The organism is Pseudomonas sp. JL2, from assembly GCF_031570495.1.
GTDB classification, from domain to species: Bacteria; Pseudomonadota; Gammaproteobacteria; order Pseudomonadales; family Pseudomonadaceae; genus Aquipseudomonas; species Aquipseudomonas rhizophila.
The window spans coordinates 203,292-228,442 of sequence record NZ_JAKUDH010000007.1 but is presented as its reverse complement, the minus strand read 5'-3'; the positions used below and the strand labels follow the sequence as shown (position 1 = coordinate 228,442).

Below are 25,151 nucleotides of genomic sequence, written 5' to 3'. Positions count from 1 at the left end.
GATGGCCACGGCTGCGACGACGATCCAGAGGGCGTTGATCGGTTCGCCGCGGCGCAAGGCCACGACACTCAACGCACAAGCTCCCAGAACAGCCACGGCAAACCAGGCAAGGTGTTTAACCAGACGGGTTGTCATTGCGTGTCTCCTGCCGATATCCAGTGGATTGCGGCGATTGTTTTTATAGTGTGCCCCGACTATTCGGAGCCGGCCCAATATCCGTGGAAGCCGTCAATAAATAAATCCGCAGTACTACGTACGGGCCATCTACGTAGTTCTACGTAGATTCTCGTGGAATCCCTCTGTGTGAGCCCATGCAAAGCCAATGCAGGCTAACGACTGTGGGAGCAAAGCTTGCTCGCGATAACGCTGGGTCTGTTGGCAACAGTCCTGGCTGATCCGTCGCGATCGCGAGCAAGCTTTGCTCCCACAGCGTTATGATGCTGACCATTCGCCTCCCCCCGTTGAGTCCGGACAGGAGTACACATGCTGCTCAAACACAAAATCGTCGCCTTGGGAATTCTGCCCCTGGTCCTGGCGATTGCCGTCATCTGCGCCTTGGTGATCTCGCTTAATCGCCAGTTGGGTGATCAACAGGCGCAACTGATCGAAGACAGCATCCTGGCCAGCAAGCGCGCGGAGCTGAAAAACTACGTCGAAATGGCGCAAAGCCTGATCGCCCCGCTGTATAACAACGGCCAGGGCGACGCACGCGCGCAGCAGCAGGTGCTGGAGGAGCTGCGCAAGCTCAGTTTCGGCATCAATGGCTATTTCTTCGTCTACGACCGCCAGGGCCGCAGCCTGATGCATGCCCGACAGTCCGAACTGGTGGGCCAATACCTCTGGGACATGAAAGATCCCCAGGGGCTGCCGGTGATCCAGGCACTGCTCAAGAGCGCCGAATCCGGCGAAGGTTTCCAGCGCTACGCCTGGAACAAGCCCTCCTCCGGCCAGGTGACCGACAAGCTGGCCTATGTGGTGATGCTGGATCGCTGGGGTTGGATGCTCGGGACCGGGATTTACCTGGAGGATGTCGAGCGCGCCACCCAGCAAGCCCGCGCTGAAGTGGCCCAGGGCATCCACACCACCATGCAGGCCATCGCCGCCATTGCGCTGGTGGCGGTCCTGCTGGTGTTTGCCGGCGGCATGACCCTCAACGTCAGCGAACATCGCTTGGCCGACAAAAAGCTGCAACGACTGAACCAGCGCATCGTCAGCTTGCAGGAAGAGGAACGCGCGCGAGTGTCACGCGAGCTGCACGACGGCATCAGCCAATTGCTGGTGTCGATAAAATTCCAGTTTGAATTGGCCAGCCACGTCCTCGAAAAGGGGCAGGAAAACGGCCTGGGCATCCTGAAGAACGCGACAGACCGGCTGGGGGAAGCCATTGGCGAGATCCGCAACATCTCCCACGACTTGCGCTCCTCCCTGCTCGACACCCTGGGCCTGTCCGCCGCCATCGGCCAGCTCGCGGCCGAATTCCAGCAACGCAGCGGGCTTGAAGTGTCGTACAAAAGCAACGAATTCGATTGCCGCCTGGAAAATGGAGCACCGGTTTCGCTGTTTCGCATTGCTCAGGAAGCCTTGACCAATATCGAGCGTCACGCCGGGGCGAAAAGTGTCGGCATCACCCTGTTCGGGTCCGGCCAGTCCTTGCGCCTGACGGTGGTGGACGACGGGATGGGTTTCAACGTACCGCAGGTCGAACGTGGCCACGCCGGCATCGGCCTGCGCAATATCCGCGAGCGGGTCGAGCATTTCGGCGGACGGCTGGAAATGACCTCGGTGCCGGGACGAAGCGAGCTGGATATCCTGCTGCCCATGAACATGCTGGCGACACAAAGCTGATGCGCGCCCAACCTGAAAAGAGCACCTGCCGATGAACCTGCCCTCTGTGATCCGCGTCGCGCTGGTCGATGATCATTCCCTGGTCCGCGATGGCATCAGGGCCCTGTTGTCCGTCATGCCCCAACTGGACGTGGTGGACGAAGCCGAAAATGGTGCACAGGCCATCGAGATGGTCGGGCGCTGCCAACCGGACCTGTTGCTGATGGACATCAGCCTCAAGGACATGAACGGGCTTGAATTGACCCGCTTGCTGGGCAAGCAATACCCCAACCTCAAGATCCTCATCCTGAGCATGTACGACAACTATGAGTATGTGAGTGAGTCCGTGCGCTGCGGCGCCAGTGGCTACGTGCTCAAGAATGCCCCTTCGCGGGAAATCATCGCGGCCATTGAAGCCATCATCAGCGGTGGCACCTTCTACAGTGCCGAGATCGCCCAACGGCTGGCCACCGACCCAACCACCGACAACGAGCTGACGCCGCGCGAGAGTCAGGTGTTGTACAAAATGGTCCAGGGGCTGAACAACAAGGAAATGGCCCGGGAACTGGACATCAGCGTGCGCACCGTCGAAACCCATCGCTTGAGCATCCGCCGCAAGCTCAACATCGACAAGCCCGCGGCCCTGGTGAAATACGCCATCGATCACGGGATCATTTCACGCTAGCAACCCCGGCTCGCGCTCGCGGCTTATGACTGAACCTCGGCGGGCCTATCGATCCGACCCGGAACTTCATCGGCCACCGTGCGATTGCGCCCGGTTCGCTTCGCCTGGTAAAGCAAGGTATCTACGCGCTTGTAGAGATCCTGCCAGGTTTCCCTGGGGCCTAGACTGCCGACACCGAAACTCGCGGTGACCGGCCCGACCGTATCGCGCGTGACAGGCGTACCGTTCTCGATAGCCGCCCGCAAGCGCTCGGCACATTCGTAAGCTTCCCGGGCATCGGTATCCGGCAGGAGCACAGCGAACTCTTCACCACCGAGGCGCCCGACGATGTCCCGTTTGCGCGCCGAAGTACGCAGCAGTTGGCCAACTTCGCGCAAGACGTTATCGCCCACGTCATGGCCATGGCTATCGTTGATGTTCTTGAAGTTGTCGATATCGCACAGTGCCAGCGCTGTCGTGCCGCCCTGGCTCTTCATCAGCAGCATCGACACCCGTTCTTCGAAGCCGCGCCGGTTCAAGACACCGGTCAACGGGTCAAAATCGCGTTCGCGACGCAGGTCATCGATCACGTCAGCAATGGCCGCGGCGAGAATCACAAAGGCAAGTCCGATACCGAGCACCGCCAGGGACAACTGGAGCGCCTGCCAGAACACCGAGTTGGCGAAAGCGACCCGGTCCAGAGGCACCGACAGCCCGACAGTCAACAGGGTCCGCGGAAAGAAATGCAACGCGAAGACCAGCAACACCCAGAACAGCGCCTTGTCAACGAGTCGCCCGCGTAACAGCGATCTGAGCTTGACCGCCGCCACAAGCAAAATCGCACCATAGCCGAAGTTCTGGATGTAGATGCGCGCAAGCAGGTTGCGGTCGATATAAAAGAACCAGGCCAGTGCCAGGGAAATGACGCATACCACGGCCACGTCCAGCCGCCAGCCGAGGCGTTTTTGCGAGCGCAGCAAAACGCCTTCGGCCACTGCCAGGACCGCCGAGGTATACAGCGCGCCGGACACAATGGCATTGGGCCCGACCCCAGGAGGCCAGCCGAAAAGCTGCGACGTGGCACCACATGCGAACAGGCCACAGCCACCAGCCAGGAGCAGCAGATAGTCGCGTTTTTTGTCGATAAACCAGGCGCAGACGAACGCAACCCCAAAGACCGACAGGATCCCTGGGACCATCAACATAAGCGTAATTCTGACGACTGATGCGTCCATCCGAAACGTGTTTCTCCCCTGACCCAAGTCTGCCATCGCCCATGATGACAGAGGCGAAGGCAGCACACCTGCGAAGTTTGAGGCGCCAATGACAGCCCGCCAACCTTTTCACTACACTGCCCTTCTTGTCCCCTCCCTTGCGAGACGTGCAGTCCCTATGAAAAACATAACAAACACAATGACGTTCTGTGGCCTGCTGGCGTTCTGCGGCAGCGCCCTTGCCGAGCCAGCCCCTTCGCACCTTGATCAGGTCCTGCAACGCGGCGAGCTGAAAGTGTGTACGACGGGCGACTACAAGCCTTACACCTATAAAGCCGAAACAGGTGAATACGAGGGGATCGACATTGACATGGCCCGTTCGCTGGCCGCCAGCCTAGGGGTCAAGGTTCAATGGGTGCAGACCAGCTGGAAAACCCTGATGCCGGACATGGTCGCCGGTAAATGCGATATCGGCATGGGCGGGATTTCCGTGACCCTGGAGCGTCAGAAAAAAGCCAACTTCAGCACCACCCTGGATGTGGATGGCAAAATCCCACTGGTGCGTTGCGAGGACCAGGCGCGCTACCAGACCATTGAACAGCTCAACCAGCCTTCGGTGCGCCTGGTGGAACCGGCGGGCGGCACCAACGAAGCTTTCGTCCGGGCGTTCCTGCCCAAAGGGCAACTCAAGTTCCACGACAACGTGACCATCTTCCAGGAACTGCTAGACAAGCGGGCCGACGTGATGATCACCGATGCCTCGGAAGCGCTCTATCAGCAGAAACTCAAACCCGGTCTTTGCGCCGTCAACCCCAGCCGCTACTTGCAGTATGGCGAGAAGGCCTACCTGCTGCCACGGGACGACATCACCTGGAAAATGTACGTCGATCAGTGGCTGCACCTGAGCAAGGCAAATGGCAGCTACCAGAAGGTCATCAGCCAGTGGCTGGCGGTGCCCCAGCAACAGTGACAATGCCTGCGCCGCACACGACTCACTCACCCAGGGTTTGTGTGCGGCCCCTGGAACTGGCATGTTGGTCTCTCAATTGATCAGCCACGAGGTTCCATGCAGATCGAGTTACTGGAAATCAGCGAGCACCTGCATCGTTTTCCCCCTTTCGATGCCCTGCCCCAGCAAACCCTGGAGGCCATAGCGCAGCGCGTCGAAGTCAGCTACTTCAAGGCCGGCAGCGATATTCTCGAGGCCGGCTCCATCGTCCACGACCTGCATTATGTGCGCAGTGGCGCAGTCGAGATCTACCGGCGCAACGGCCAGTTGTACAACCGGCTGGTGGAAGGCGACATCTTTGGTCAGGCCAGCCTGCTGCGCAGCAACAAAGTGCGTTTTCCGGCGCGGGCCCTTGAAGACAGCCTGATCTACTTCATCCCGGCGGATGTGTTTGCCCAGCTGTGCGAGCAACATGACAGCTTCGCCGACTTTGTCGAGGCCGAAGGACACTCCAGGCTCAAATCCGCCGTCGAGGCCCAGGGCCGCGCCAGCGAACTGATCCAATTGAAATCTCGCGCGCTGATTTCCCGGGACCTGGTCTGGGTCACCCCGCACACCAGCGTTCACGAAGCAGCACGGTTGATGTCCCAGGAAAGCGTTTCCTGCGTCGTCGTCCTGGAACCTGCCGGGCATCACCCGGAAAAAATGCTCGGCATCGTCACCGACCGCGACCTGCGCACCCGGGTAGTGGCCGCCAACCGCAGCGGCGATACCTGCATCGGTGAAGTGATGTCGACCGATCCGGTGGTCATCCAGGCCGACGACTCGTTGTTCGAAGCCATGTTGTGCATGCTTCGCAGCAACATCCACCACCTGCCGGTGGTGCACAAGGGGCGCACGCTGGGGTTGATCAACCTGTCGGACATCATCCGGCACGAGTCCCAGAGCAGCCTGTACCTGGTCAACAGCATCTCCAACCAGACCTCTGTCGAGGGCTTGCGCTCATTGTTGCGAGATCTGCGCGGCACCTACATTCGCATGGTGCGCGACGGTGCGACGGCTCACATGATCGGCAGCGCCATCTCGGGCATTGGCCGCGCCTTCACCCAGCGGTTGCTCGAATTGGCCGAGCGGGAACTGGGGCCGCCGCCGGTTCCGTACTGCTTCATGGTGCTGGGATCGATGGCGCGGGACGAACAACTGCTGGTAACCGACCAGGACAACGCCCTGGTGCTGGATGATCGTTTCGACCCGGCCCTGCACGACGAATACTTCAAAAGCCTGGCCACCTTCGTCAGCGACGGCCTGGCAGAGTGCGGCTACAGCTACTGCAAGGGCGGCATCATGGCCACCAACGCGCAATGGCGGCAGCCGTTGCGAGTATGGCGCGAGTATTTCAGCCAGTGGATCGAGAAGCCCAATGCCGCCACCCTGCTCAACAGTTGCATCTTCTTTGACCTGGACGGGGTCTATGGGCAACTGGAAATGGTCAACGAACTCAAGGTGCTCTGCGCTGAAAAATCCAGGGTGACCCCCGCCTTCCTGGCGGCGATGGCCCGGAATGCCTTGAACCGCACGCCCCCCTTGGGTTTCTTTCGCACCTTCGTAATGGAAACCGACGGCAAGCAAAAACAGATCATCAACCTCAAGGGCCGTGGCACGGCGCCATTGACCGATCTGATCCGTATCCACGCCCTGGCCTGCGGGACCACGGCGCAGAATTCCTTTGATCGTCTCGAAGCCATCAGCACCACACAGCTCGTGCAACCGCAGGCCATTGAGCATCTGCGCTATGCCTTGGAATTCCTGTCGATGGTGCGTATCCGACACCAGGTCGACGCCATCGAACAGGGCCAGAAACCGGATAACTACATCGAACCGGAGCGCTTTTCCACCACTGAGCGGCACAACCTCAAGGAAGCGTTTCAGGTATTGAGCAATGCGCAGAAATTCCTGCGATTCCGCTACCCCGGTCACGCTCGGCCATCCCGATGAACAATCCGAAGGGGCAAGAAACGCTGGATTGGGCGGCACGTTTCAAACGTCTGGAACAGCAAGCCCGACACCCGCTGCTGCAACGCTTCTACCAACAGGGTGTCATCGACGCCGGGACTGCGCTGGAGCAGGTGGAACTGCTGGCCATGGACCTTGAAACCACCGGTCTGAACGCGCGCACCGACAGTATCGTCAGCATCGGCCTGCTGCCGTTCACCCTCAGGCGCATACGCTGCGGTGAAGCCCTGTACTGGGTGATCAAGCCCTCGCAGCTCAGTCATGAGTCGGTGACGTTTCACCACATCACACACTCCGACATCCGTCATGCTCCCCGATTGCCGGACGTCATGGAGAAAGTGCTGGAAGCCATGGCAGGGAAGATCATGGTGGTGCATTACCGGGCCATCGAACGCAACTTCCTGGATCAGGCGTTACGCAATCACCTTGGGGAGGGCCTGCAATTTCCGGTGATTGACACGATGCAGCTGGAAGCGCGGCAGGTGCGCGGTCAGCGGCGTTGGCTGGACCGGCTGTTACGCCGTCCACCCGAGTCCATCCGGTTGGCGGACAGTCGCTTGCGCTACCACCTGCCGCCCTATCACGCCCATCATGCCTTGACCGATGCCCTGGCGACGGCCGAGCTGTTGCAAGCGCAAATAGCCACTCACTACAGCCCGTCCGTCCCTATCGGCCAGCTGTGGGATTAAAAGGTCAGGTGCGCGGTTCCGACATCAATCCCTTGACCAGGGAAATACAGCCCAGCAGCAGGACGATGGCAAACGGTAAGCCAGTGGAAACCGCCATGGCTTGCAACGCGATCAAACCGCCACCCAACAACAGCGCAATAGCGATCACACCTTCGATGATGGCCCAGAACACCCGCTGTGGAACCGGCGCATCGACCTTGCCGCCAGCGGTGATGGTGTCGATGACCAGCGAACCGGAATCCGAAGAGGTGATGAAAAACACGATCACCAGCACGATACCGAGCAGTGACGTGATCTCCTTGAGCGGAAGCCCTTCGAGCATGGCAAACAGCTTGAGCTCCAACACCGCATCCTTGACCCCACTCAGCCCCTGGAGGGTGGCCTGGTCGATGGCTGTCCCGCCAAAGGTGGTCATCCACAATACCGACACCAGCGAAGGTACCAGCAACACCGAGATCAGGAACTCGCGAACAGTACGGCCGCGACTGACGCGGGCAATGAACATCCCCACAAACGGCGACCAGCTGATCCACCAGGCCCAGTAGAACGCCGTCCAGCCTTGGGTGAATTCAGTGTCTGTGCGACCGAAGGGGTTGGACAACGCCGGCAGGTACTCGGCGTAGGTCACCAGGTTCTTGAAGAAGCCGGTGAGGATCGCCAGGGTTGGTCCCACCACGATAATGAACACAAGCAACAACAGGGCCAGGCCCATGTTGATTTCGGAGAGCAGCTTGACGCCCTTCTCCAACCCGGCGAGCACCGACCACAGGGCAATCAGGGTGATGCCGATGATCAGCACGACTTTGCTCACGCTGGTCGATTGAATGCCAAACAGGTGTTCAATCCCCGCAGCGGCCTGCTCGGCACCGATGCCCAGCGACGTCGCCAGCCCGAACAGCGTGGCGAATACCGCCAGGATGTCGATGATATGGCCCGGCCATCCCCAAACGCGCTCACCCAGCAGCGGGTAGAAGATCGAGCGTATCGACAGCGGCAAGCCTTTGTTGAAGGAGAACAGGGCCAGGGACAACGCGACGATGGCGTAGATGGCCCAAGGGTGCAGACCCCAGTGGAAAATGGTCGCGGCCATGGCCAGGTCGGCGGAGGCTTTCACATCGCCCACCGCACCGCCCAGAGGCGCCCAGTCGGTACGCGCTCCGCTGGCGTCGAGTGTGACACCGCCCATGGCGGCAGCGTAATGGGACATGGGTTCTGCCACGCCGTAGAACATCAGGCCGATGCCCATCCCGGCGGCGAACAACATGGAGAACCAGCCCACATAGGTGTGGTCCGGCGTGGCATCCTGACCGCCCAACCGAACCTTGCCCAATGGCGAGACGATCAGCGCCAGACACAGCACTACGAAGATGTTGGCCACGCTCATGAAGAACCAGGCCAGATGCTTGGTCAACCAACTGCGCATGGCGCTGAAAAGCGGTTCGACTTCATTCTGCAGTGCAAGCGTCACGATGACGAACAGCAGAATGGTCGCCGCGGAGATGATGAAAACTTTGCCGTGGATATCCAGAGAGAAAGAGAACTGACCTCGGATATTGTCTTGCCCGATCACGTAGTCGGTGTCGATGAGATTGGCTTTGCCGCTGGGGGCTGGTATCCCCTCTGTGCCGGTTGACTGGGGTTGTCCTGATAGATCGTCTACAGGGTTTTTTCCCACGAGAACCTCCTTTTGTTATCCGCGCGCTTGGGCGCGCATGGTCTGATAAGCCCCGCTGTTCCTATGGTAAAAACGAGATGTGTGCGCATGTATCTTAACAAGCTTATGAGCCAGTCTGGGACATTGCGGCCGTTCAAGCGTTCCCCGGCTGGGAAAATGGCCCGTGCGCGAGCCCTCAGGGGACCGGCATCACGGCTGGGAAAAGCCTGAATCGCAAAGAAAAAAAGGCGCCGGGATTGCCCCGGCGCCCTTTGATCAGCCTGTGTGTCGCTCAGCTCACTGCGCGGCGCGTACCTTGGCAATTTCGTCGTACATCATCTTCACCAGATTGGCATCCAGGGACTTGGCGAACTTGTCGATCACCGGTTGCACACGCTCGCGAAAGCGATCTTTCTCGGCCGGGGTGATCTCGTTCACGGTCATCGCGCCGGCCAGCGTAGCTTTGGCCTTGTCCATGCTCGCGGCAGTGACTTCCCGCTGGTACTTCTGCGCCTCGGCGGCGGCCTGGCGGATCAGGTTTTTTTCATCGTCATTCAGACGGTTCCAGGTTTTCTGGCTGATGATCAGCGACTGGGGATTGAAGATGTGGCCGGTCACCGACAGGTACTTCTGCACCTCGAAGAACTTGTTGCCCTCAATCACCGTGAAGGGGTTCTCCTGGCCGTCGATGGTGTGCTGCTCAAGGCCAGTGTAGACCTCGGGAAACGCCATCGGTACGGGGTTAGCGCCCAGGGCGGTAAAGGTTTCCAGGTAGATCGGTGACTGGATCACGCGAATCTTCAAGCCCTGCATGTCTTCAAGCTTGGTCACGGGATGCTTGCTGTTGGTCAGGTTGCGGAAACCCAGGTCCCAGTAGCCCAGGCCAACCAGCCCTTTGCTGTCCAATTGCGCCGCCAGTTTCTGGCCGACCGGCCCATCGATCACCGCATGGGCTTCTTCGGCGTTGTTGAACAGGAAGGGGAAATCGAGCATCGCGAAATCCGCTGCCTGGGCGGCCAGGATGCCGGAGTTGAGCACGGTGATGTCCAGCGTACCGCCCTGCAGGGCCGAGACCGTCTGCACGTCACCACCCAGGGTTCCGCCGGGGAACAGACGGACCTTGAGCTTGCCGCCGCTCTTCTCGCTCAGCAGGTCGGCGAACTTCTGTGCGCCTTGCCCTTGGGGGTGCTCCTTGACGTTCTGGAACGCAAATCGCAGGGTACGCTCGCGGATCTCGTCCGCGTGGCTGACCACGCTGCCCAGCAGCAGCCCCGTTGCACATGCCCCGGCCAACAAGGTTTTCATCAGTTGTCCCATGTCACTCTCCGATCATTATTGTTTTAGAAGTCGAGCTACTACCGCTTGCACCGGCGTCAACCGGTGAAGAATTTCAAAGGTCCCAGAACCAGTTGCGGAAACAGGACCAGAAGGAACAGCACCGCCAGTTGCGCGAGCAGGAACGGCCACACGCCACGAACGATCTCTTCGATATTGAGTTTCGAAACCCCGCTCACCACATTGAGCACGGTACCCACCGGTGGCGTAATCAGGCCGATGGCAGTGTTGATGAGAAACAGCACGCCGAAATAAACCGGATCGATACCCGCCTGGGTCACCGCTGGCATCAGCACCGGGGTGAGGATGAGGATGGTGGGCGTCATGTCCATGACCGTACCGACCATGATGATCAACAGCATGATCACCACCAGGAGCAAGGTCGGGCTGTCCATGAACGGTTCGAGCACTGCCGCCAACTGGCCCGGCAAGTCGGCAATGGTCACCAGCCACGAGGAGACCATGGCCGCCGCCACCAGGAGCATCACCACCGAGGTGGTCTTGGCCGAGGACAGGATCACTTCGTACAGCTGGCTGACTTTCATTTCCCGGTAGATGACCAAAGACACAAACAACGAATAGACCGCTGCCACCACCGCCGCTTCCGTCGGGGTGAAAATGCCGAACTTGAGACCCAGGATGATGATCAGCGGCAGGCCCATGGCCCAACTGCCCTCGACCAGGGCCCGCATCACTTCGGCCCGCGAGCGCTTGGGCGGTGTCTGCACATGCTCGCTACGGGAGATGAACCACCAGGCGATGGCCAGGGCGACACCGAGCATCAGACCCGGCACGATCCCGGCCAAAAACAGCTTGGAAATCGATACCCCGGACGCCACGCCAAACACAATGAAGCCAATGCTCGGCGGAATGACCGGGGCAATGATGCCTCCGGCGGCAATCAAGCCGGCCGAACGCGCCCGGTTGTGCCCCGCCAGCACCATCATCGGCACCAGCAAGGCCGCCAGCGCCGCCGCGTCGGCCACCGCCGACCCCGAAAGCGATGCCAACAGGCAGGACGCGATGATCGCCACGTAACCCAGGCCGCCACGCTTGTGTCCAACCAGCGCCATGGCGATGTTGACGATGCGTTTGGACAGGCCGCCGGAGTTCATCACTTCGCCGGCCAGCATGAAGAACGGCACAGCCATCAACGGAAAACTGTCGGCACCGTTAAGCAGGTTCTGGGCGATGATTTGTGCGTCAAACAGATCCAGATAAAACATCAACGCCACACTGACCACCAGCAAGGCAAAGGCAATGGGAATGCCCAGCGCCATGCTGCCTATCAATGACCCGAGGAAAATAACCAGTGTCATGGGCGGGTACTCTTGATGGGGTTATGGGCGATCACTTCGGCGGCGTCGTTGTCCTTGACCATGACCATTTCGTCATCCCTGAGCTTGCCGAACAGCGCCAGGTAGAGCTCATAGACCAGGATGGCGGCGGCGCTGGCGCCGAACACCAGGCCGGCAGCGTAGAACACTGCCATCGACATACCCGAGGCTGGCGCGACCACATCCAGGTTGATGACCGCCTGCTGCCAGCTGCCGCTGAAGATCAGCCAGCAGATGTACAACATCATCAGGTGCCCGATGACCAGGCAGAGGCGCTTGCCGGCCGGAGGCAGGCGTTTGACCAGACTGTCGAGCCCCAGATGGGCACGGTCCTTGAGCGCCACCAAGGCGCCGAGAAAAATCATCCAGACGAAGAACCAGCGCGACAGTTCCTCCGAGACGCTGATGCCTGAGTTGAAGGCATAACGCAGCACCACATTGCCGAACACCAGCACGATCATTGCGACCATGCACAGCACAATCAGCAGTTTGAGCAGTTTGAAATACAGATCGACGACCTTTGTCATCTTGAAGACCTCCCGGACTTGTCGAGCACCGGCATCTCGCAACCGGCGCGATAGGACCGCAACGATGGGCGGGGAGCTATCGGGTCAGGACACAGCGACTGAGCGTTGTTCCGGGGCCGGAGCAACGAAGCGAGGGATAGGGGCTGAGCGCTTGCAGACGGGTACGCATGGGGGTTCCTCAATTTTTTATTATGGTCTTGGTCAAGCTGAACAAGAGGTGTGCACCTAAAATGTACCAACCGGTTAGTTCGGTCAATCACCTTGGCGGGAGGCCCACACAAAGCGTGCGATTATCGGATAAGCGTGTGGACCGGCTTATCCGGTATTTTTGGTGTTCGACACCGTGCCCAATGCGTTTTTTTATTTATCAATAGACAACTTTATTTATGAACTAGCACTGCACAAAACTGTTCAACTCCGCCGATCTGAAAATCCAATAATAAAATTGAACCTTATTTAACTCCCACACTTCACCGGCAACCCGCCAACTCGATAATACTTCCAACCTCGACAACAAACAGGCGTCATTTCAATGACAAACATCCAGGCACCTTTATATAAAGCGGCGCCAGAAATAAGACCTCGATAGACTTGGCGTGATCAAGATGCCCTTTCCAGCACTCAGTAAATCACGAAAAAACCTTATTATTCAAAATCTTACACTATTTTAATTTCAGAATAAGAGCGCAACTTTCCAACCTCCCCCCAACCCTTCTTAGTCAAAACAACAAAATACCTTTCAAATAAAACTTTGCGCCCGTGTTCTTTGGTGTTATTACTTCGCCGCTCCAAACTGCAATAGGCCATTACGCAACTTTTCCGCGTGCGTAACGCGCCTGCCTGATATTGGATCCCACTTAATTCAACTTGCTTGTTTACTCAGACGCATGATCGCGCTTGGGCGAACGGCTGTGCAGCGCAGCAAACTGCGCGAGGAAGGGCGTCATCGCTACTCATCAGTCACGGATCAGGATTCTTTCGATCTTCGGTACCCGTCCGGAAGCCATCAAGATGGCACCTTTGGTCAAGGCCCTCGCCGCCGAACCGGGCATTGAGTCGCTGATCTGTGTCACCGGCCAGCATCAGAGCATGCTTGAGCAGGTGCTGGACCTGTTCGATCTCAAGGCCCATTTCACCCTCAACGTGATGACGCCGCACCAGACGCTCAACTCGCTGACGGCTGCGTTGTACGGCGCAATCGACCCGGTACTGGAACAGACCCGGCCGGATCGGGTGCTGGTCCATGGCGACACCACCTCGGCCATGGTGGCTTCGATGGCCTCCTTTCATCGACGCATTCCCGTGGGGCATGTGGAAGCCGGGCTGCGCACCGGCGATATCTACAGCCCATGGCCGGAAGAAATGAACCGTCGTTGCATCGACCTCAGCGCCGACCTGCTGTTTGCCCCCACCGCACAATCTCGCGATAACCTGCTGGACGAACGTCTGCAGGGCCGCTGCCTGGTGACCGGCAATACCGTCATCGATGCGTTGCAGATGACCGCCCGGCGCATCGAGCAGGATGCACAACTGCGACAAACACTGGACCAACAGTTCCCGTTCCTGCAAACCGGACGCAAGCTGCTGCTGGTCACCGGCCACCGCCGGGAGAACTTTGGCGAAGGCTTCCTGGACATCTGCAAGGCCTTGCGTCACTTGGCCCAGCGTCCCGACATCCAGATCGTCTACCCGGTGCATCTCAATCCCAGCGTACTGGGCCCGGTGACCGAACAACTGGGTGACCTGCTCAACGTGCACCTGATCAAGCCCCTGGATTACCTGGCGTTCGTGCGCCTGATGCAACACGCCCACGTCATCCTCACGGACTCCGGTGGTGTGCAGGAAGAAGCGCCGTCCCTGGGCAAACCGGTGCTGGTGATGCGCGACGTCACCGAACGCCCCGAAGCCGTAGCTGCGGGCACGGTGCGTCTGGTCGGCACCTCCCCGGCCTCGATCATTGCCGGCGTGGACGCACTGTTCGACGACAAGGCCCTGTGGCGCCGCGCGTCTCAGGCAGCCAACCCCTATGGTGATGGCAAGGCCAGCCAGCGCATCGTCGATACCCTGATGGGGCGCCCGATGGACGAATTTCTCGTGGGCCAGTCGCAATTGCCCCACGGCTGGGCTCACCCACCGATGTACGCGCCACGCCAGTTGCTCGCCTCCTAATCGCTGCTCCCCCTTATCAGAATCGAGATTTACCTGAATGAAGCCTTCCGTTGCCATCTCTACGGGTGCGCTCAGCGCCCTTGCCTGTGGCCTGAGCCTGCTTGCGCTCATGCCAACCTTTGCCTTGGCTGCCGATAGCCCGCTTACCCAGGCAATCCATCGGCTCAACGCCGATACCCGCCAGGAGCGCGAAGTCCGCTTGAGCGACCTGGGCATCAGTGCGCCGATCCTGCTGGGCGCCAGCGATTCCCGACGGGAACTGTACCTACCCGTGCCGGCCGGGGTTGCCCTCAATGAGGCGACCCTGCAACTGGACGCCAGCTATCTCAATGGCGAAGGGGGCCGCAACACCCTGCTGCTGTCGCTCGATGGCTATCCGGTGCGCGCCGAAGGACTCAGCGAACCTCAGGGCAGTGCCAGCGCCACACTGGGCGTCGACAAGGCTGCGCGCGACAACGGCCTGGTGCGGCTGGGCATTGCCTGGTCTTCGGTGGTCTCCCGGCCGTTGTGCGAAGACGACCGGGTCATCGGTAACGTGCTGCGCATCCAGCCCGACACACGCCTGAACTACAGCTACGACGCCAGCCAACTGCAGGATGTCGGTGCCGCCTGGACGGCATTGCCTGCTCAACCCGGGATCCTGGTTGCACCGGGTTCGTTGTCCGCCGACAGCTATGACGCGGCCTGGCGATTAGGCGTGGCCCTGGAGCGAATGGGCAAGCACAGCCGCATCTTGCCGTTCCCTGCCGTACAAGACAGTGTGGATTTGAGCGCTCTGCGCATCCCGGCCGAACTGTTGAGCCTCCCGGCCTTCGCCAGCCTCAACGCGAAGGGCCAGCATCGCCTGGCCAACCCGGCAGAGATCGGCGCGCTGCTGATGCTGGGGCAAACCCCGAATGTACAGGCCGATCTGGCCATCAACGACCCGCAATTGCTCCAGGCCATCAATCAGTCCCTGGACGCGTTGCAGAGTCAGGTCCAAAGCGTCGACCCAACGGCGGCCAGTGCATTGACCCAATGGCGCGCACAACACGTCAACGCAGCCACGGCAGGCGCCGGTCCGGACGATGTGCGCCTGGCGCTGCTGGGTACTCGCCCGGTCCTGATGATCGCCCCGCACGCCACCGGCAAAGCCCTGTCGTTGCTTGGTTCAGCGTGGAACAAACTGGCGCGCAGCCGTCAGTTGACCGTCAGCCAAGCGCAAACGCCTTTGAGCAAGGATGGCCGCGTGGCCCTGTCGCGACTGGGCGGCGCACCTGGCACCTATGACGTGGCCTCCCGATTCGACTGGAGCACTTCGTTCCCCTTGGGCAGCGTGGCGTATGACGGTCGCTTGCCGGTGACAGCCGTGGTGTACCTGTCCGCAGCACCGGGGGCTTCACACACCCCGCCCGTGGCCTCGCTGTTTTTCAACGATTTCCTGATCGGGGCCCAGCAGTTGACCACCGATGGTCAGTCACAACGCATCCAGGCCCATATCCCCAGCTATGCCCTGGGTTCAAAAAACGTATTGCGCGTCTCGTTCCAGCGCCAGCCTGTCAGCGATCGCTGCCTGGAAACACCCCAGGCCTTCCCGGTAGCGGTGCTGCCGAGCAGCCATATCGTGCTGGAAAAAATTGCCCTGGACGACGGTTTCTCCGGCATGGCCGCGCGCTTCGCCGTGGCGACCCAGATCCTCGTTCCCCAGGCATACCTCGACCAACCGGCCGCCAGTCTGGCCCGGGTGATCTCGGTGGCCGATGCTGCCGGTGTTTCACCGTTGCGCGCGCAGTTGAACGTCAGCTCCGATCCCAAAGCCGTGGTCAGCCCGGACAAAGCCTTCCTGGCGTTCGAGTTGCCGCTTGAGGACAGCAAGGAATCGGTCCTGGTCGATGAACAGGGACGTCTGCGCATCAACCATGAAGATCACTTGCTGCTGGATGTGCAGCCCCTCAACCAACTGGCTTCGCTACAAGTGGTGCAAGCCTCGGGACAGCATGGCCTGGTGTATCGGACCCTGGGCAGCCAAGCGCCCGACTTCGCCCAGCCGATTGTACTGACCCGTGGCGATGTGGCGATTCTCGGCGACAGCGGCGCGGTGACGATCATCGACAGCAAGGACCCCAGCGGCAGTCGGTTGCTCGGCCGTGAAGAACCCAAAGGGCTGGATGCCTGGCGTAAACCCTCGCTGCTCTGGCTGATCCCTGGCGCCATTGTGTTGTTCCTTCTCCTGTTGCTGGCTGGCCGTAGCGCCCGTCGCAATCGCCAGTAACGGTACCCTTCGATGACGTCGCTTTATTGGCCCTATTGGCTGGCCCACTACTACAACTACCTGGAAGCGGCGACCATCGTCGTCGCGGTGGTGATCCTGATCTCCAGCCTGGACGACCTGATCATTGACCTGTGGTACTGGTCTCGCCGCCTGTACCGCAAGCTCACCGCGGACCGCAAATACCGGTCGCTGACCGTCGACCAACTGCTGGCCCGGGACGAACAGCCCCTGGCGATCATGGTGCCGGCCTGGCTGGAATACGACGTCATCGCACCGATGATCGAGAACATGGTCTCGACGCTCGATTACCAGAACTACGTGGTCTTCGTCGGCACCTATGTCAACGACCAGCGCACCATCGACGAAGTCGAGCGGATGCGCCGGCGCTACAAGCAACTGCACCGCGTGGAAGTACCCCATGCCGGACCGACCTGCAAGGCCGACTGCCTGAACTGGGTGATCCAGGCGATCTTCCTGCACGAGAAAACCCATGGCATGACCTTCGCCGGGGTGGTGTTGCACGACAGCGAAGACGTGCTGCATCCATTGGAATTGCGGCTGTTCAACTACCTGCTGCCGCGCAAGGACATGATCCAATTGCCGGTGGTGTCGCTGGAGCGCAACTGGTACGAATGGGTGGCGGGCGTCTACATGGACGAGTTCGCCGAATGGCACGGCAAGGACCTGGTGGTGCGTGAAAGCATGACCGACACCGTGCCCTCGGCCGGCGTCGGCACCTGTTTCTCCCATCGCGCGTTGCGGGTACTAGCCGGCGAAACCGAAAACCAGCCGTTCAACACCGACAGCCTCACCGAGGACTACGACGTCGGCGCGCGACTGGCCAAGGTCGGCATGAACGCCATCTTCGTGCGTTTCCCGGTGCAGTTTCGGGTGCTGCGCAAATCCTGGTTCCGCAAGCCCTACGAATCGACCCTGACAATGCCACTGTGCGTGCGCGAGTTCTTCCCGGACACCTTCCGCACGGCGTTCCGACAAAAGGCCCGCTGGACCCTGGGCATCGGCCTGCAAGGCTGGGAACAGATGGGCTGGAGCGGCTCGTTGGCCAACCGCTACCTGCTGTTTCGCGACCGCAAGGGCGTGGTGACAGCGTTCGTCAGCATCATCGCCTACGTGATTCTGGTACAACTGCTGGGCTTGATCATTCTGCGCAACAGCGGCTGGTGGGACGTCACCTTCCCAACGCCCTTTGAAACCAACGACCTGATCAAATACCTGCTGGTGGCCAACGGCATTGCCCTGCTCTGGCGGATCCTGCACCGATGTTATTTCACCACCGTGCTGTACGGCTGGCAGCATGGCTTGCTATCGATCCCGCGCATGCTGGTGGGTAACTTCGTCAACTTCATGGCCGCGTCCAGAGCCTGGCGGATGTTCCTGGTGGGCAAGGTGATGAATCGCAAACTGGTCTGGGACAAGACCATGCACGACTTCCCTTCCACCGACCTGGTGGCCATCGCGCCCCGCCGCCTGGGCAGCGTGTTGCTGTCCTGGCAGGCCATTACCGACACCCACCTGCAGAGTGCCCTGGACCAGCAACAATCACGCAACATGCCCCTGGGGCGCATTTTGCTCAACAACGGCTGGCTGGATGACGAAACCCTGGCCGAAGCCATCGCGTTCCAGAATGACCTGCCCCGGGTCTTCGACGTGGCGCAAAAAGCCGCCGCCTCCACCTCGTCATTGACCGGCGAGTTTGCCCTGCGCTGGCGGGTCATTCCCCTGGGCCGCAACGCTGACGGCTGCGAACAGATCGCTGTTGCCAACCCCCTGTCCGACGAAGGCCTGCAACAGATCGCCGCCGAACTGGGCAGCGAGCCGGTGCAACTGATTGCCAGGGAAAGTGAGATTCTCGCGCTGTTGCGCCAATTGCCGGAACGCAACGGCCACGCCGTACCGAATGCCAGTGCACCGCTACTGGGTGACTTGCTGATCGAAATGGGCCTGCTCGATCGCGATCAGTTCAGCCGCGCCATGTTGCAGTATCGACCGCAGCACCACGGTCGGATCGGCGATTACCTGGTCGACAGCGGTGTGCTGCCCCGGGCCACTATCGAACAGGTGGTGGCGCGTCAGCACAGCGTCTACCCCATGGAGCTTCCGGCATGAACCGCGCCCTTCTGACCCTCTTGGCCACGGGGCTGAGCCTGATACCGGCCGTGGCTGCTGCCGAAACCTTGCCATTGCCGTTGTCCGGCCCGGCCTACACCGCCGCCAACCAAGCCTATAGCGCCTACGAGCGCAAGGACTACGACCTGGCCATCGCCAAGGCGCGCGAGGCCCTGCGCCTGCGCGCCGACGTGACGCGTCTGCACACCCTGATCGCCATGGCCGAACGTGACAAGAAACGGCGCGACCAGCCCCGGAGCGCCGCATCGTCCGCCGTGGCCGCGGCACCGGGTTTCATGGCCGCCACCCAAGGGTACAGGGCCTATGATCGCGAACGGTTCGGTCTGGCTGCGCAATCGGCTCGCAAGGCGATTGCCCAGGCTCCCCATCGCCGGGAGTACCGGCTGTTGCTGATCGACGCCTTGCAGCGCCAGCATCTTCTGGTCGAAGCCGACCAGGCTGTGGGCGATGCGCTCGGGGTCTTCGCCAACGATGACGCGCTCCTGATGCGTCGAACGGCGATTCGTCGCCAACTGGCGGCGCCGCTGGCGGTCCAGGGCTACCGTGCCTTGCAGCAAGGCGATGCGGTGCTGGCCGTGGACAAGGCTCGCCAAGCCGTGGCTTGGGCTCCGGAAATCGCCGCCAACCAGCAATTGCTCAACAGCGCGCTGCTGACGGCCGAGGATCGCGACGCACCGATTCTCGAGTGCCAGGAAAGTACCTTCGGCCTGACGTGCGCCACCCGACCGGAGAACACCGAAGGACAGGCACCGGTCAGTGATTTGCAGCTGGCCTATGATTCAGTCCGGGCCGGTGACGACGAGGCGGCCCACGCCGCGTTCCGCAGGGCCGATGCCAGCACCCGGCTCGCCCCGGCAGCGGCTCAGGATGCAGCTTACAACGCCATGCGCGTTCATGAAGACGACGAAGCGGTGGCGTATTTCAAGCGCGTCATCGATGCCCAGGCAACCGCTGAGTCGCCCATGTCTGCACAACAGCTGTTCGATACCCGTCGTGCCGTGGGCGACATTTCACGCACCATGGGCTTGACCAGCACCACCAGCTATCGCGGCAACAGTTCCAGTGGCCTGAGCGCTGCTCCGGGCACCAGCAACAGCGGCAGCCAAAGCAATGATCAACTGCAGAACAGCACTGAGCTGTCCTGGCGGCCGCTCGGGTATCGCAATGCACGTTTCGTCGAACTCTACGGGCGCGTCACCGACACCCTGTGGAGCAAGAACAGCGACTCGGACACCGGTGCGGATGCCTTGCAAGGGGCGCTGGGGGTTAGGATCAAACCCTTCAGCTCCATCAACATCATGGCCGCCTTTGAACGCACCTTTCCCCTGGGCTCCTCGAACGTCGAAGGCGACTGGCTGGCGCGCCTGGGCTACGGTTCGAGTATCGGCACCGACCTGCGGGTCGATGCGCCCAGTTGGTGGACCTCGCAGCTGTACGCCGAAGTCGGTCGATACATCAACGACTCGCGCAATTATTTCAACAGCGAATGGCAAGTGGGACGCAGCTACGCCATCGGCGGTACCGGCTCGCGCTGGGTGACCTTCCCCCATGTCGTGGCGGCGGTGGACTACGACTCCAAGATGAAAAGCGGCGCCGACGGTGACTTCTCGTCCGGCAACGCCGGCGGGATCGGCGTGGGCAACAACGTACGCTACTGGTTCCGCGAAGACGCCTACAACGCCCCGCGCTCCTATGTGGATTTTTCCCTGCAGTACAGGGCCAGGGTATTTGGCGAGGAACGCGCCAAAGGCGTGTTCGCTCGCTTGACCTACTCCTATTGAGGCCGTTGATGTGATGTGCAATTGCAGGAAGACGCTCGCTTGAAAATCTTCGGCCATATCATCAGTCGCACGGCTGTGGCGGCGCTCTCGCTGGCCACGGCCCTCGGCGCAGGCACAGGGACGTATTACATGATGAACCAGGAGGTTGCACCGAACATCGTTGGCATCGTCTGGCAGCCAGACAACCAGACCGTGGGCATCAAAGGCAACTGGGAAAAGCTGGGGGTGCGCGAGCTGCTGGTGCAATGGACGGTGGTGGATGACCAGGCCTTCGTGCCCGGCACCGGCCTGCCCAGCGTGCCGCTGCTGCCTGACTGGGCGCGCATCGCCAAGGCGCCCTGGGCCCAGGATGTCATCCTCGGGCTGGCCGGCCATTTCAGTGAAAACCGCTCCAGGGACAACATCGAGCAACTGGCCACGGTGTCGGAGCGCATTGCGCAACTGCCGACGCCACTGCACGTGACTGGGTGGTACTTTCCGGCCGAGGTCGATCCCAGCTGGTCTCGCGCCAAGGAACTGCCCGCCTTGCTGGCCAAGCTGCCGCGCCCGTTGTGGATCAGCGTCTACGACGGCGCCAACATCGGCCCCGCCGCCACTGCCGACTGGCTCAAGCAATGGTTGCCGGACGATATTGGCGTGTTCTTCCAGGATGGCGTCGGCGTCTACGCCCGCACCGCCCCGGTGGCCCGGGACTACGCCGACACCCTGCGTGACCGGCTCGGGAAGGATCGCGTGCGGATCATCGTCGAAGCCTTCCGCCCCAAGTTCGGCGGCGGCTTTCGCTCGGCCACGGTTGCCGAACTCACACCCCAACTGGCCGCCTATGCCGGCTATCCGCTGTACCTGTTCGACGGCCCCCATTATCTGACGCCTGAGTTGGTGGAGCAGCTGGAGCAATCCTTGGCCAAGCCGTGATCATGGCTCGAGGCCTTCGTCCTGGCCTGGCCCCATAGATTTGTATCGCTGTGTATATGAACGGCGAGTTGATACGAAATCGCTGACTTCGAGCCTTGCCGACACACAACGTCGATACACCTTCGCGTTTAACTGTGATCACCGGACAGCAGCACACCCGTTGCCACCGGCCCACTCAATCAAGCGCAAGGAGAATCACCATGTTCACTTTCTCGAAAGTTTCGTCCCTGGCAATCGCTCTGACACTGATGGGCGGGCTCGGCCTGTCGAACATCGCTTCGGCCACGGCCATGAGTGCAGCGGCGAAGGGTCAGGCTGCACAGTTGGTGGTTGAAGGCGGCTCCGATCGTCTGAGCCAGAACCGCGTAGCCGAGGGTGGCTCCGATCATCTGCTTCAGAACCGCGTGGCTGAAGGTGGCTCCGATCGTCTGCTTCAAAACCGCGTGGCTGAAGGTGGCGCTGATCGTCTTCAGGAACTGCGCGAACGCAACGCTTAAGCGTTGCCGATAGCCGTGCCGAGTTTGGATCGAAGTCTCAGCGCAATGGATTATTCGGGGTGAGGGAGCTTGCCCTCTCACCCCGAATGTTTGCCTGGCTCACGGCTTGATGTTCTTCAGCTCGTTGAGCAGCGCCAACAGTTGCTGCATCTTTTCTTCACCAAACTGTTCTTCGATGCGGCGATAGTTGCTTTCCATCCCCTCACTCATCGACACGAAGCACTGCTGCCCACGCTCGGTCAGCCCTACGAAAACCCGACGCTGATCCTGGCTCGACTTCTGCCGACGCACCAGCCCATCACGCTCCAGACGGCTGAGCACACCGGTCATGCTGGGTTTGAGGATGCAGGCCTGATGAGCGAGCTGGTGGCTCTCCAGCTCTCCTTGCTGATGCAGGATACGGATCACCCGCCATTGTTGTTCCGTAAGATCATGCTGGTTCAGCGCCGGGCGGAAAAAAGCCATGGCCGCTTCGCGCGCTTGCAACAGGGTCAGTGTCAATGAAGGTCTGGGGTTGGCCATGTTCGGACTGTTTGGATGGACGAGCTGGCAGCTTAGTGTCGCGGACAAGCGGCTGCAAGAAACAACTCCGCGCACTGGACGGCTGCATGACGCCGGTGGTGAGTGCTCCACCAGCAACGACGCTCAACGCAACCCCGATTGCCGCTGGCGATACTCCCCTGGTGTGAGCCGGGCGTAGCGCTGGAAGAAACGACTGAAATACGCCGGGTCCTTGAACCCGAGCTGGTAGCAGATTTCATTGGCTGAACTGCCGGTAAACAACAGCAACCGCTTGGCCTCCTGCATCAGCCGTTCCATGATCAGCTGCTTGGAAGGCAGGTCGGCGATCCGTCGGCACACATCGTTGAGCCGCGCCTCGGTGACGCCGATGCCCTCGGCGTAGCGCGACAACGGCCAATGTTGCAGATAGTGAGCTTCGATCAGCTCATTGAAGCGGTGGAAAATCTTCAGGTCCTCATGCCGGGCCGGTCGTGCCTGCAGAGAATTGGAACACAGGCGCAGCAGACTGATCATGATCAGCCGCGTCAAACCGTCCAGCGCCGCGCTGCGCCCCGGCCGCTCGGCACAGACCTCCTCGCTCAGCACCTCGAACAGGTACTCCAGTCGCCGCACCTCCCCCGCCTGTTCCGGCCCCAACTGCGCCAACGCAACGCAGGCCGCCGGCATTTGCACACCCGCCGGCGCCAGGCTCGGATCAGCGTCGATCAACTGCCACACCAATTGCTGACGAACGGTCAACACATGCCCGTCACTGTCGGCTTCGGTCACAAAAGAATGGGGAATGGTGGGTGGCGTAAGGAAAAACATAGGCCCGGATTCGACGTATTGCTGGTCGTCCAGATACACCCGTACGGCGCCGCTTTTCACGTAGTGAACCTGAAAGAAACGGTCATGCCGATGCACCGGCATATTGCGACCGAAGAAACCCGCCAGGTTGGCAAGCCGATCGTAGTGAACCTCGGCATCGCTGTAACGCTGGTCGTACACCTGGCCAATGTTGATGTTGGGGATTGGCTGACGGTCAGTCATCACGCATTTCTCGTTTTTTTATTCTGATTCAGGCAGCGGCTTGGATTCATCCTGCGCCGATTTCCCGAGGGCAACCAGTGTCCGGTGATTCTGCCACGCTTGACGATAGTTAACATCTTAATTATAACTGTTAATACATTAACAATATCTGCAGAGCCCTCATCTCTGCCGCTGCCAGGAGACAAGCATGAGCCGTGCCCTGCATGACGTCGCGACCGGCACCCTGTTTGGGGTTGCACTGAACTATCAGGGGCTGCTGAAGCAGCGCCTCGCCGAGTTCGAGCAACCGCCTTACCAGAAGCCGCCGGTCAAACCGGTGTTGTTCATCAAGACACCCAACACCCGCAACCGGCACGACGCCGACGTGGTTCACCCGGGTCACGGCCAGCGGCTGCAACCGGGGCCCGCGCTTGGCGTGGTGATGGGCAAGTCGGCCAGTCGTGTCAGCGCCGCCGAAGCACTGGACTACGTCGCCGGCTATACCGTGGTCAATGAATTCAGCCTGCCGGAAGACAGCTATTACCGCCCCGCCGTCAAGGCCAAGTGCCGGGACGGCTTCTGTGCCATCGGGCCTGAACTGGTGCCCACGGCCAACGTTGCCGACCCCCATAGCCTGACAATCAGGCTGTACGTCAACGGCGAGGTGCGCCAGCACAACAACACGGCCAATTTCGTTCGCAACATTCCCCAATTGATCGCCGAGATCAGCGAGTTCATGACGTTGCATGCCGGCGACGTTCTGATCACTGGCACGCCCGAGGGCCGGGTTGATGTCGTGCCTGGCGATCGCGTCGAAGTGGAGATCAGCGGCCTGGGCCGCCTCGTCAATAGCGTTGTGGCCGAGCACACAGGAGCACGTTCATGAAACACGCGCGCATTGGTTTTGAAGGCCAGGTCCACATGGTCACCGTTGAAGCTCACAACGCCGTTCGCCTGGCCGACGGTCGGCTGCTGGCCGAGGATCAGGTCCAGTGGTTGCCGCCGGCCACCGGCAGCATGTTCGCCCTGGGCCTGAACTACGCCGATCACGCCGCCGAACTGGCGTTCAAGCCGCCAACCGAACCGTTGGCGTTCATCAAATCCCCGGGCACCTACACCGGCCACAACCAGATCACCTGGCGCCCCGACAACGTCGCCTACATGCACTACGAGTGCGAGCTGGTGGCGGTCATCGGCAAAGCCGCGCGCAACGTCAAGCGCGAGGACGCGCTGGGTTACCTGGCCGGTTACACCGTGTGCAACGACTATGCGATCCGCGACTACCTGGAAAACTACTACCGCCCCAACCTGCGGGTGAAAAACCGTGATGCCACCACACCTGTCGGCCCGTGGATGGTCGAAGTGGCCGATGTACCGGACCCCGGCAACCTGAAGTTGCGTACCTGGATCAACGGCGAACTGCGCCAGGAAGGCTCGACCCGCGACATGATTTTCGACATCCCCTACCTGATCGAATACCTGTCCAGCTTCATGACTCTGCAACCCGGCGACATGATCGCCACCGGCACGCCCGAAGGCCTGGCGGACGTAGTGCCCGGTGATGAAGTAGTGGTGGAAGTGGAAGGCGTCGGCCGTCTGGTCAATCGAATTGTCAGCGAAGCCGAGTTCTTCGCATCCCGTAAAGAGGCGTGAG

20 protein-coding genes are annotated in these 25,151 nt (G+C 60.6%); 13 read left to right on the top strand and 7 right to left on the bottom strand.

Annotated features, from left to right (window positions below):
• Positions 1-483: 483 nt before the first annotated feature.
• Positions 484-1,845, top strand: coding sequence for a cache domain-containing protein (locus MKS85_RS12615; RefSeq protein ID WP_047229882.1), 1,362 nt, complete (start codon positions 484-486; stop codon positions 1,843-1,845).
• A gap of 31 nt (positions 1,846-1,876) precedes the next feature.
• Positions 1,877-2,509 (top strand): response regulator transcription factor, encoded by a 633-nt coding sequence (locus MKS85_RS12610; protein ID WP_310662945.1) that lies wholly within the window; start codon positions 1,877-1,879, stop codon positions 2,507-2,509.
• A gap of 23 nt (positions 2,510-2,532) precedes the next feature.
• Here the strand turns inward: MKS85_RS12610 and MKS85_RS12605 are convergent, their stop codons facing one another.
• On the bottom strand, positions 2,533-3,693 hold the full coding sequence (locus MKS85_RS12605; RefSeq protein WP_310662944.1) for a GGDEF domain-containing protein: 1,161 nt from the start codon (positions 3,691-3,693) through the stop codon (positions 2,533-2,535).
• A gap of 187 nt (positions 3,694-3,880) precedes the next feature.
• Here MKS85_RS12605 and MKS85_RS12600 point away from each other — a divergent pair, with 187 nt between their 5' ends.
• The 3 genes from MKS85_RS12600 (at position 3,881) to MKS85_RS12590 (ending at position 7,353) form a co-directional block, all read left to right on the top strand.
• A complete protein-coding gene (locus tag MKS85_RS12600; RefSeq protein WP_047229885.1) occupies positions 3,881-4,672 on the top strand; it encodes a transporter substrate-binding domain-containing protein in 792 nt (263 codons plus the stop codon).
• A gap of 96 nt (positions 4,673-4,768) precedes the next feature.
• A complete protein-coding gene (locus tag MKS85_RS12595) occupies positions 4,769-6,646 on the top strand; it encodes a DUF294 nucleotidyltransferase-like domain-containing protein (protein ID WP_076385103.1) in 1,878 nt (625 codons plus the stop codon).
• Entirely contained in the window at positions 6,643-7,353 is a 711-nt protein-coding gene (locus tag MKS85_RS12590; RefSeq protein WP_076385105.1) for a 3'-5' exonuclease, read from the top strand. Before MKS85_RS12595 ends, MKS85_RS12590 begins: the two co-directional genes overlap by 4 nt.
• A 4-nt stretch (positions 7,354-7,357) precedes the next feature.
• Here MKS85_RS12590 and MKS85_RS12585 read toward each other — a convergent pair whose 3' ends face one another.
• From MKS85_RS12585 to MKS85_RS12570, 4 genes are all read right to left on the bottom strand, one after another.
• Positions 7,358-9,028: a BCCT family transporter gene (locus MKS85_RS12585; protein WP_188251592.1), complete on the bottom strand. Its 1,671-nt coding sequence runs from the start codon at positions 9,026-9,028 to the stop codon at positions 7,358-7,360.
• A 276-nt stretch (positions 9,029-9,304) separates the two neighbouring features.
• On the bottom strand, positions 9,305-10,324 hold the full coding sequence (locus MKS85_RS12580) for a TRAP transporter substrate-binding protein (protein WP_310662943.1): 1,020 nt from the start codon (positions 10,322-10,324) through the stop codon (positions 9,305-9,307).
• Positions 10,325-10,380: 56 nt separating this feature from the next.
• Positions 10,381-11,661 (bottom strand): TRAP transporter large permease subunit, encoded by a 1,281-nt coding sequence (locus MKS85_RS12575; protein WP_047229890.1) that lies wholly within the window; start codon positions 11,659-11,661, stop codon positions 10,381-10,383.
• The gene (locus MKS85_RS12570; RefSeq protein WP_076385109.1) at positions 11,658-12,206 is read right to left on the bottom strand and encodes a TRAP transporter small permease; all 549 of its coding nucleotides are present in this window, start codon (positions 12,204-12,206) and stop codon (positions 11,658-11,660) included. The genes MKS85_RS12575 and MKS85_RS12570 overlap by 4 nt, the downstream gene beginning before the upstream one ends.
• Before the next feature lie 1,011 nt (positions 12,207-13,217).
• On the opposite strand from MKS85_RS12570, the gene wecB reads away from it, so the two are divergent.
• The 6 genes from wecB to MKS85_RS12540 all read left to right on the top strand — a co-directional run bounded on the left by wecB (position 13,218) and on the right by MKS85_RS12540 (position 21,967).
• Positions 13,218-14,375 (top strand): non-hydrolyzing UDP-N-acetylglucosamine 2-epimerase, encoded by a 1,158-nt coding sequence (gene wecB / locus MKS85_RS12565; RefSeq protein WP_310662942.1) that lies wholly within the window; start codon positions 13,218-13,220, stop codon positions 14,373-14,375.
• A 37-nt stretch (positions 14,376-14,412) separates the two neighbouring features.
• Complete coding sequence (locus MKS85_RS12560; protein ID WP_310662941.1) at positions 14,413-16,626, top strand: hypothetical protein; 2,214 nt, start codon at positions 14,413-14,415, stop codon at positions 16,624-16,626.
• 12 nt (positions 16,627-16,638) lie between these two features.
• Positions 16,639-18,753, top strand: a complete 2,115-nt coding sequence (locus tag MKS85_RS12555) for a glycosyl transferase family protein (protein WP_139050423.1) — start codon at positions 16,639-16,641, stop codon at positions 18,751-18,753.
• Positions 18,750-20,555 carry an NfrA family protein gene (locus tag MKS85_RS12550; RefSeq protein ID WP_310662940.1) on the top strand — a complete coding sequence of 602 codons (1,806 nt, stop codon included), beginning with the start codon at positions 18,750-18,752 and terminating at the stop codon, positions 20,553-20,555. Before MKS85_RS12555 ends, MKS85_RS12550 begins: the two co-directional genes overlap by 4 nt.
• A 39-nt stretch (positions 20,556-20,594) precedes the next feature.
• A complete protein-coding gene (locus MKS85_RS12545; RefSeq protein ID WP_076386684.1) occupies positions 20,595-21,470 on the top strand; it encodes a hypothetical protein in 876 nt (291 codons plus the stop codon).
• A 200-nt stretch (positions 21,471-21,670) separates the two neighbouring features.
• Complete coding sequence (locus MKS85_RS12540; RefSeq protein ID WP_310662939.1) at positions 21,671-21,967, top strand: phage infection protein; 297 nt, start codon at positions 21,671-21,673, stop codon at positions 21,965-21,967.
• 99 nt (positions 21,968-22,066) lie between these two features.
• Here the strand turns inward: MKS85_RS12540 and hpaR are convergent, their stop codons facing one another.
• Both hpaR and hpaA read right to left on the bottom strand, forming a co-directional pair.
• Positions 22,067-22,489 (bottom strand): homoprotocatechuate degradation operon regulator HpaR, encoded by a 423-nt coding sequence (hpaR, locus tag MKS85_RS12535; protein ID WP_003201625.1) that lies wholly within the window; start codon positions 22,487-22,489, stop codon positions 22,067-22,069.
• 123 nt (positions 22,490-22,612) lie between these two features.
• On the bottom strand, positions 22,613-23,518 hold the full coding sequence (gene hpaA / locus MKS85_RS12530) for a 4-hydroxyphenylacetate catabolism regulatory protein HpaA (RefSeq protein WP_310662938.1): 906 nt from the start codon (positions 23,516-23,518) through the stop codon (positions 22,613-22,615).
• Positions 23,519-23,705: 187 nt separating this feature from the next.
• Here hpaA and MKS85_RS12525 point away from each other — a divergent pair, with 187 nt between their 5' ends.
• Positions 23,706-24,383 carry a fumarylacetoacetate hydrolase family protein gene (locus MKS85_RS12525; RefSeq protein WP_047229900.1) on the top strand — a complete coding sequence of 226 codons (678 nt, stop codon included), beginning with the start codon at positions 23,706-23,708 and terminating at the stop codon, positions 24,381-24,383.
• On the top strand, positions 24,380-25,150 hold the full coding sequence (locus tag MKS85_RS12520) for a fumarylacetoacetate hydrolase family protein (RefSeq protein WP_310662937.1): 771 nt from the start codon (positions 24,380-24,382) through the stop codon (positions 25,148-25,150). Before MKS85_RS12525 ends, MKS85_RS12520 begins: the two co-directional genes overlap by 4 nt.
• Position 25,151: the final 1 nt, after the last annotated feature.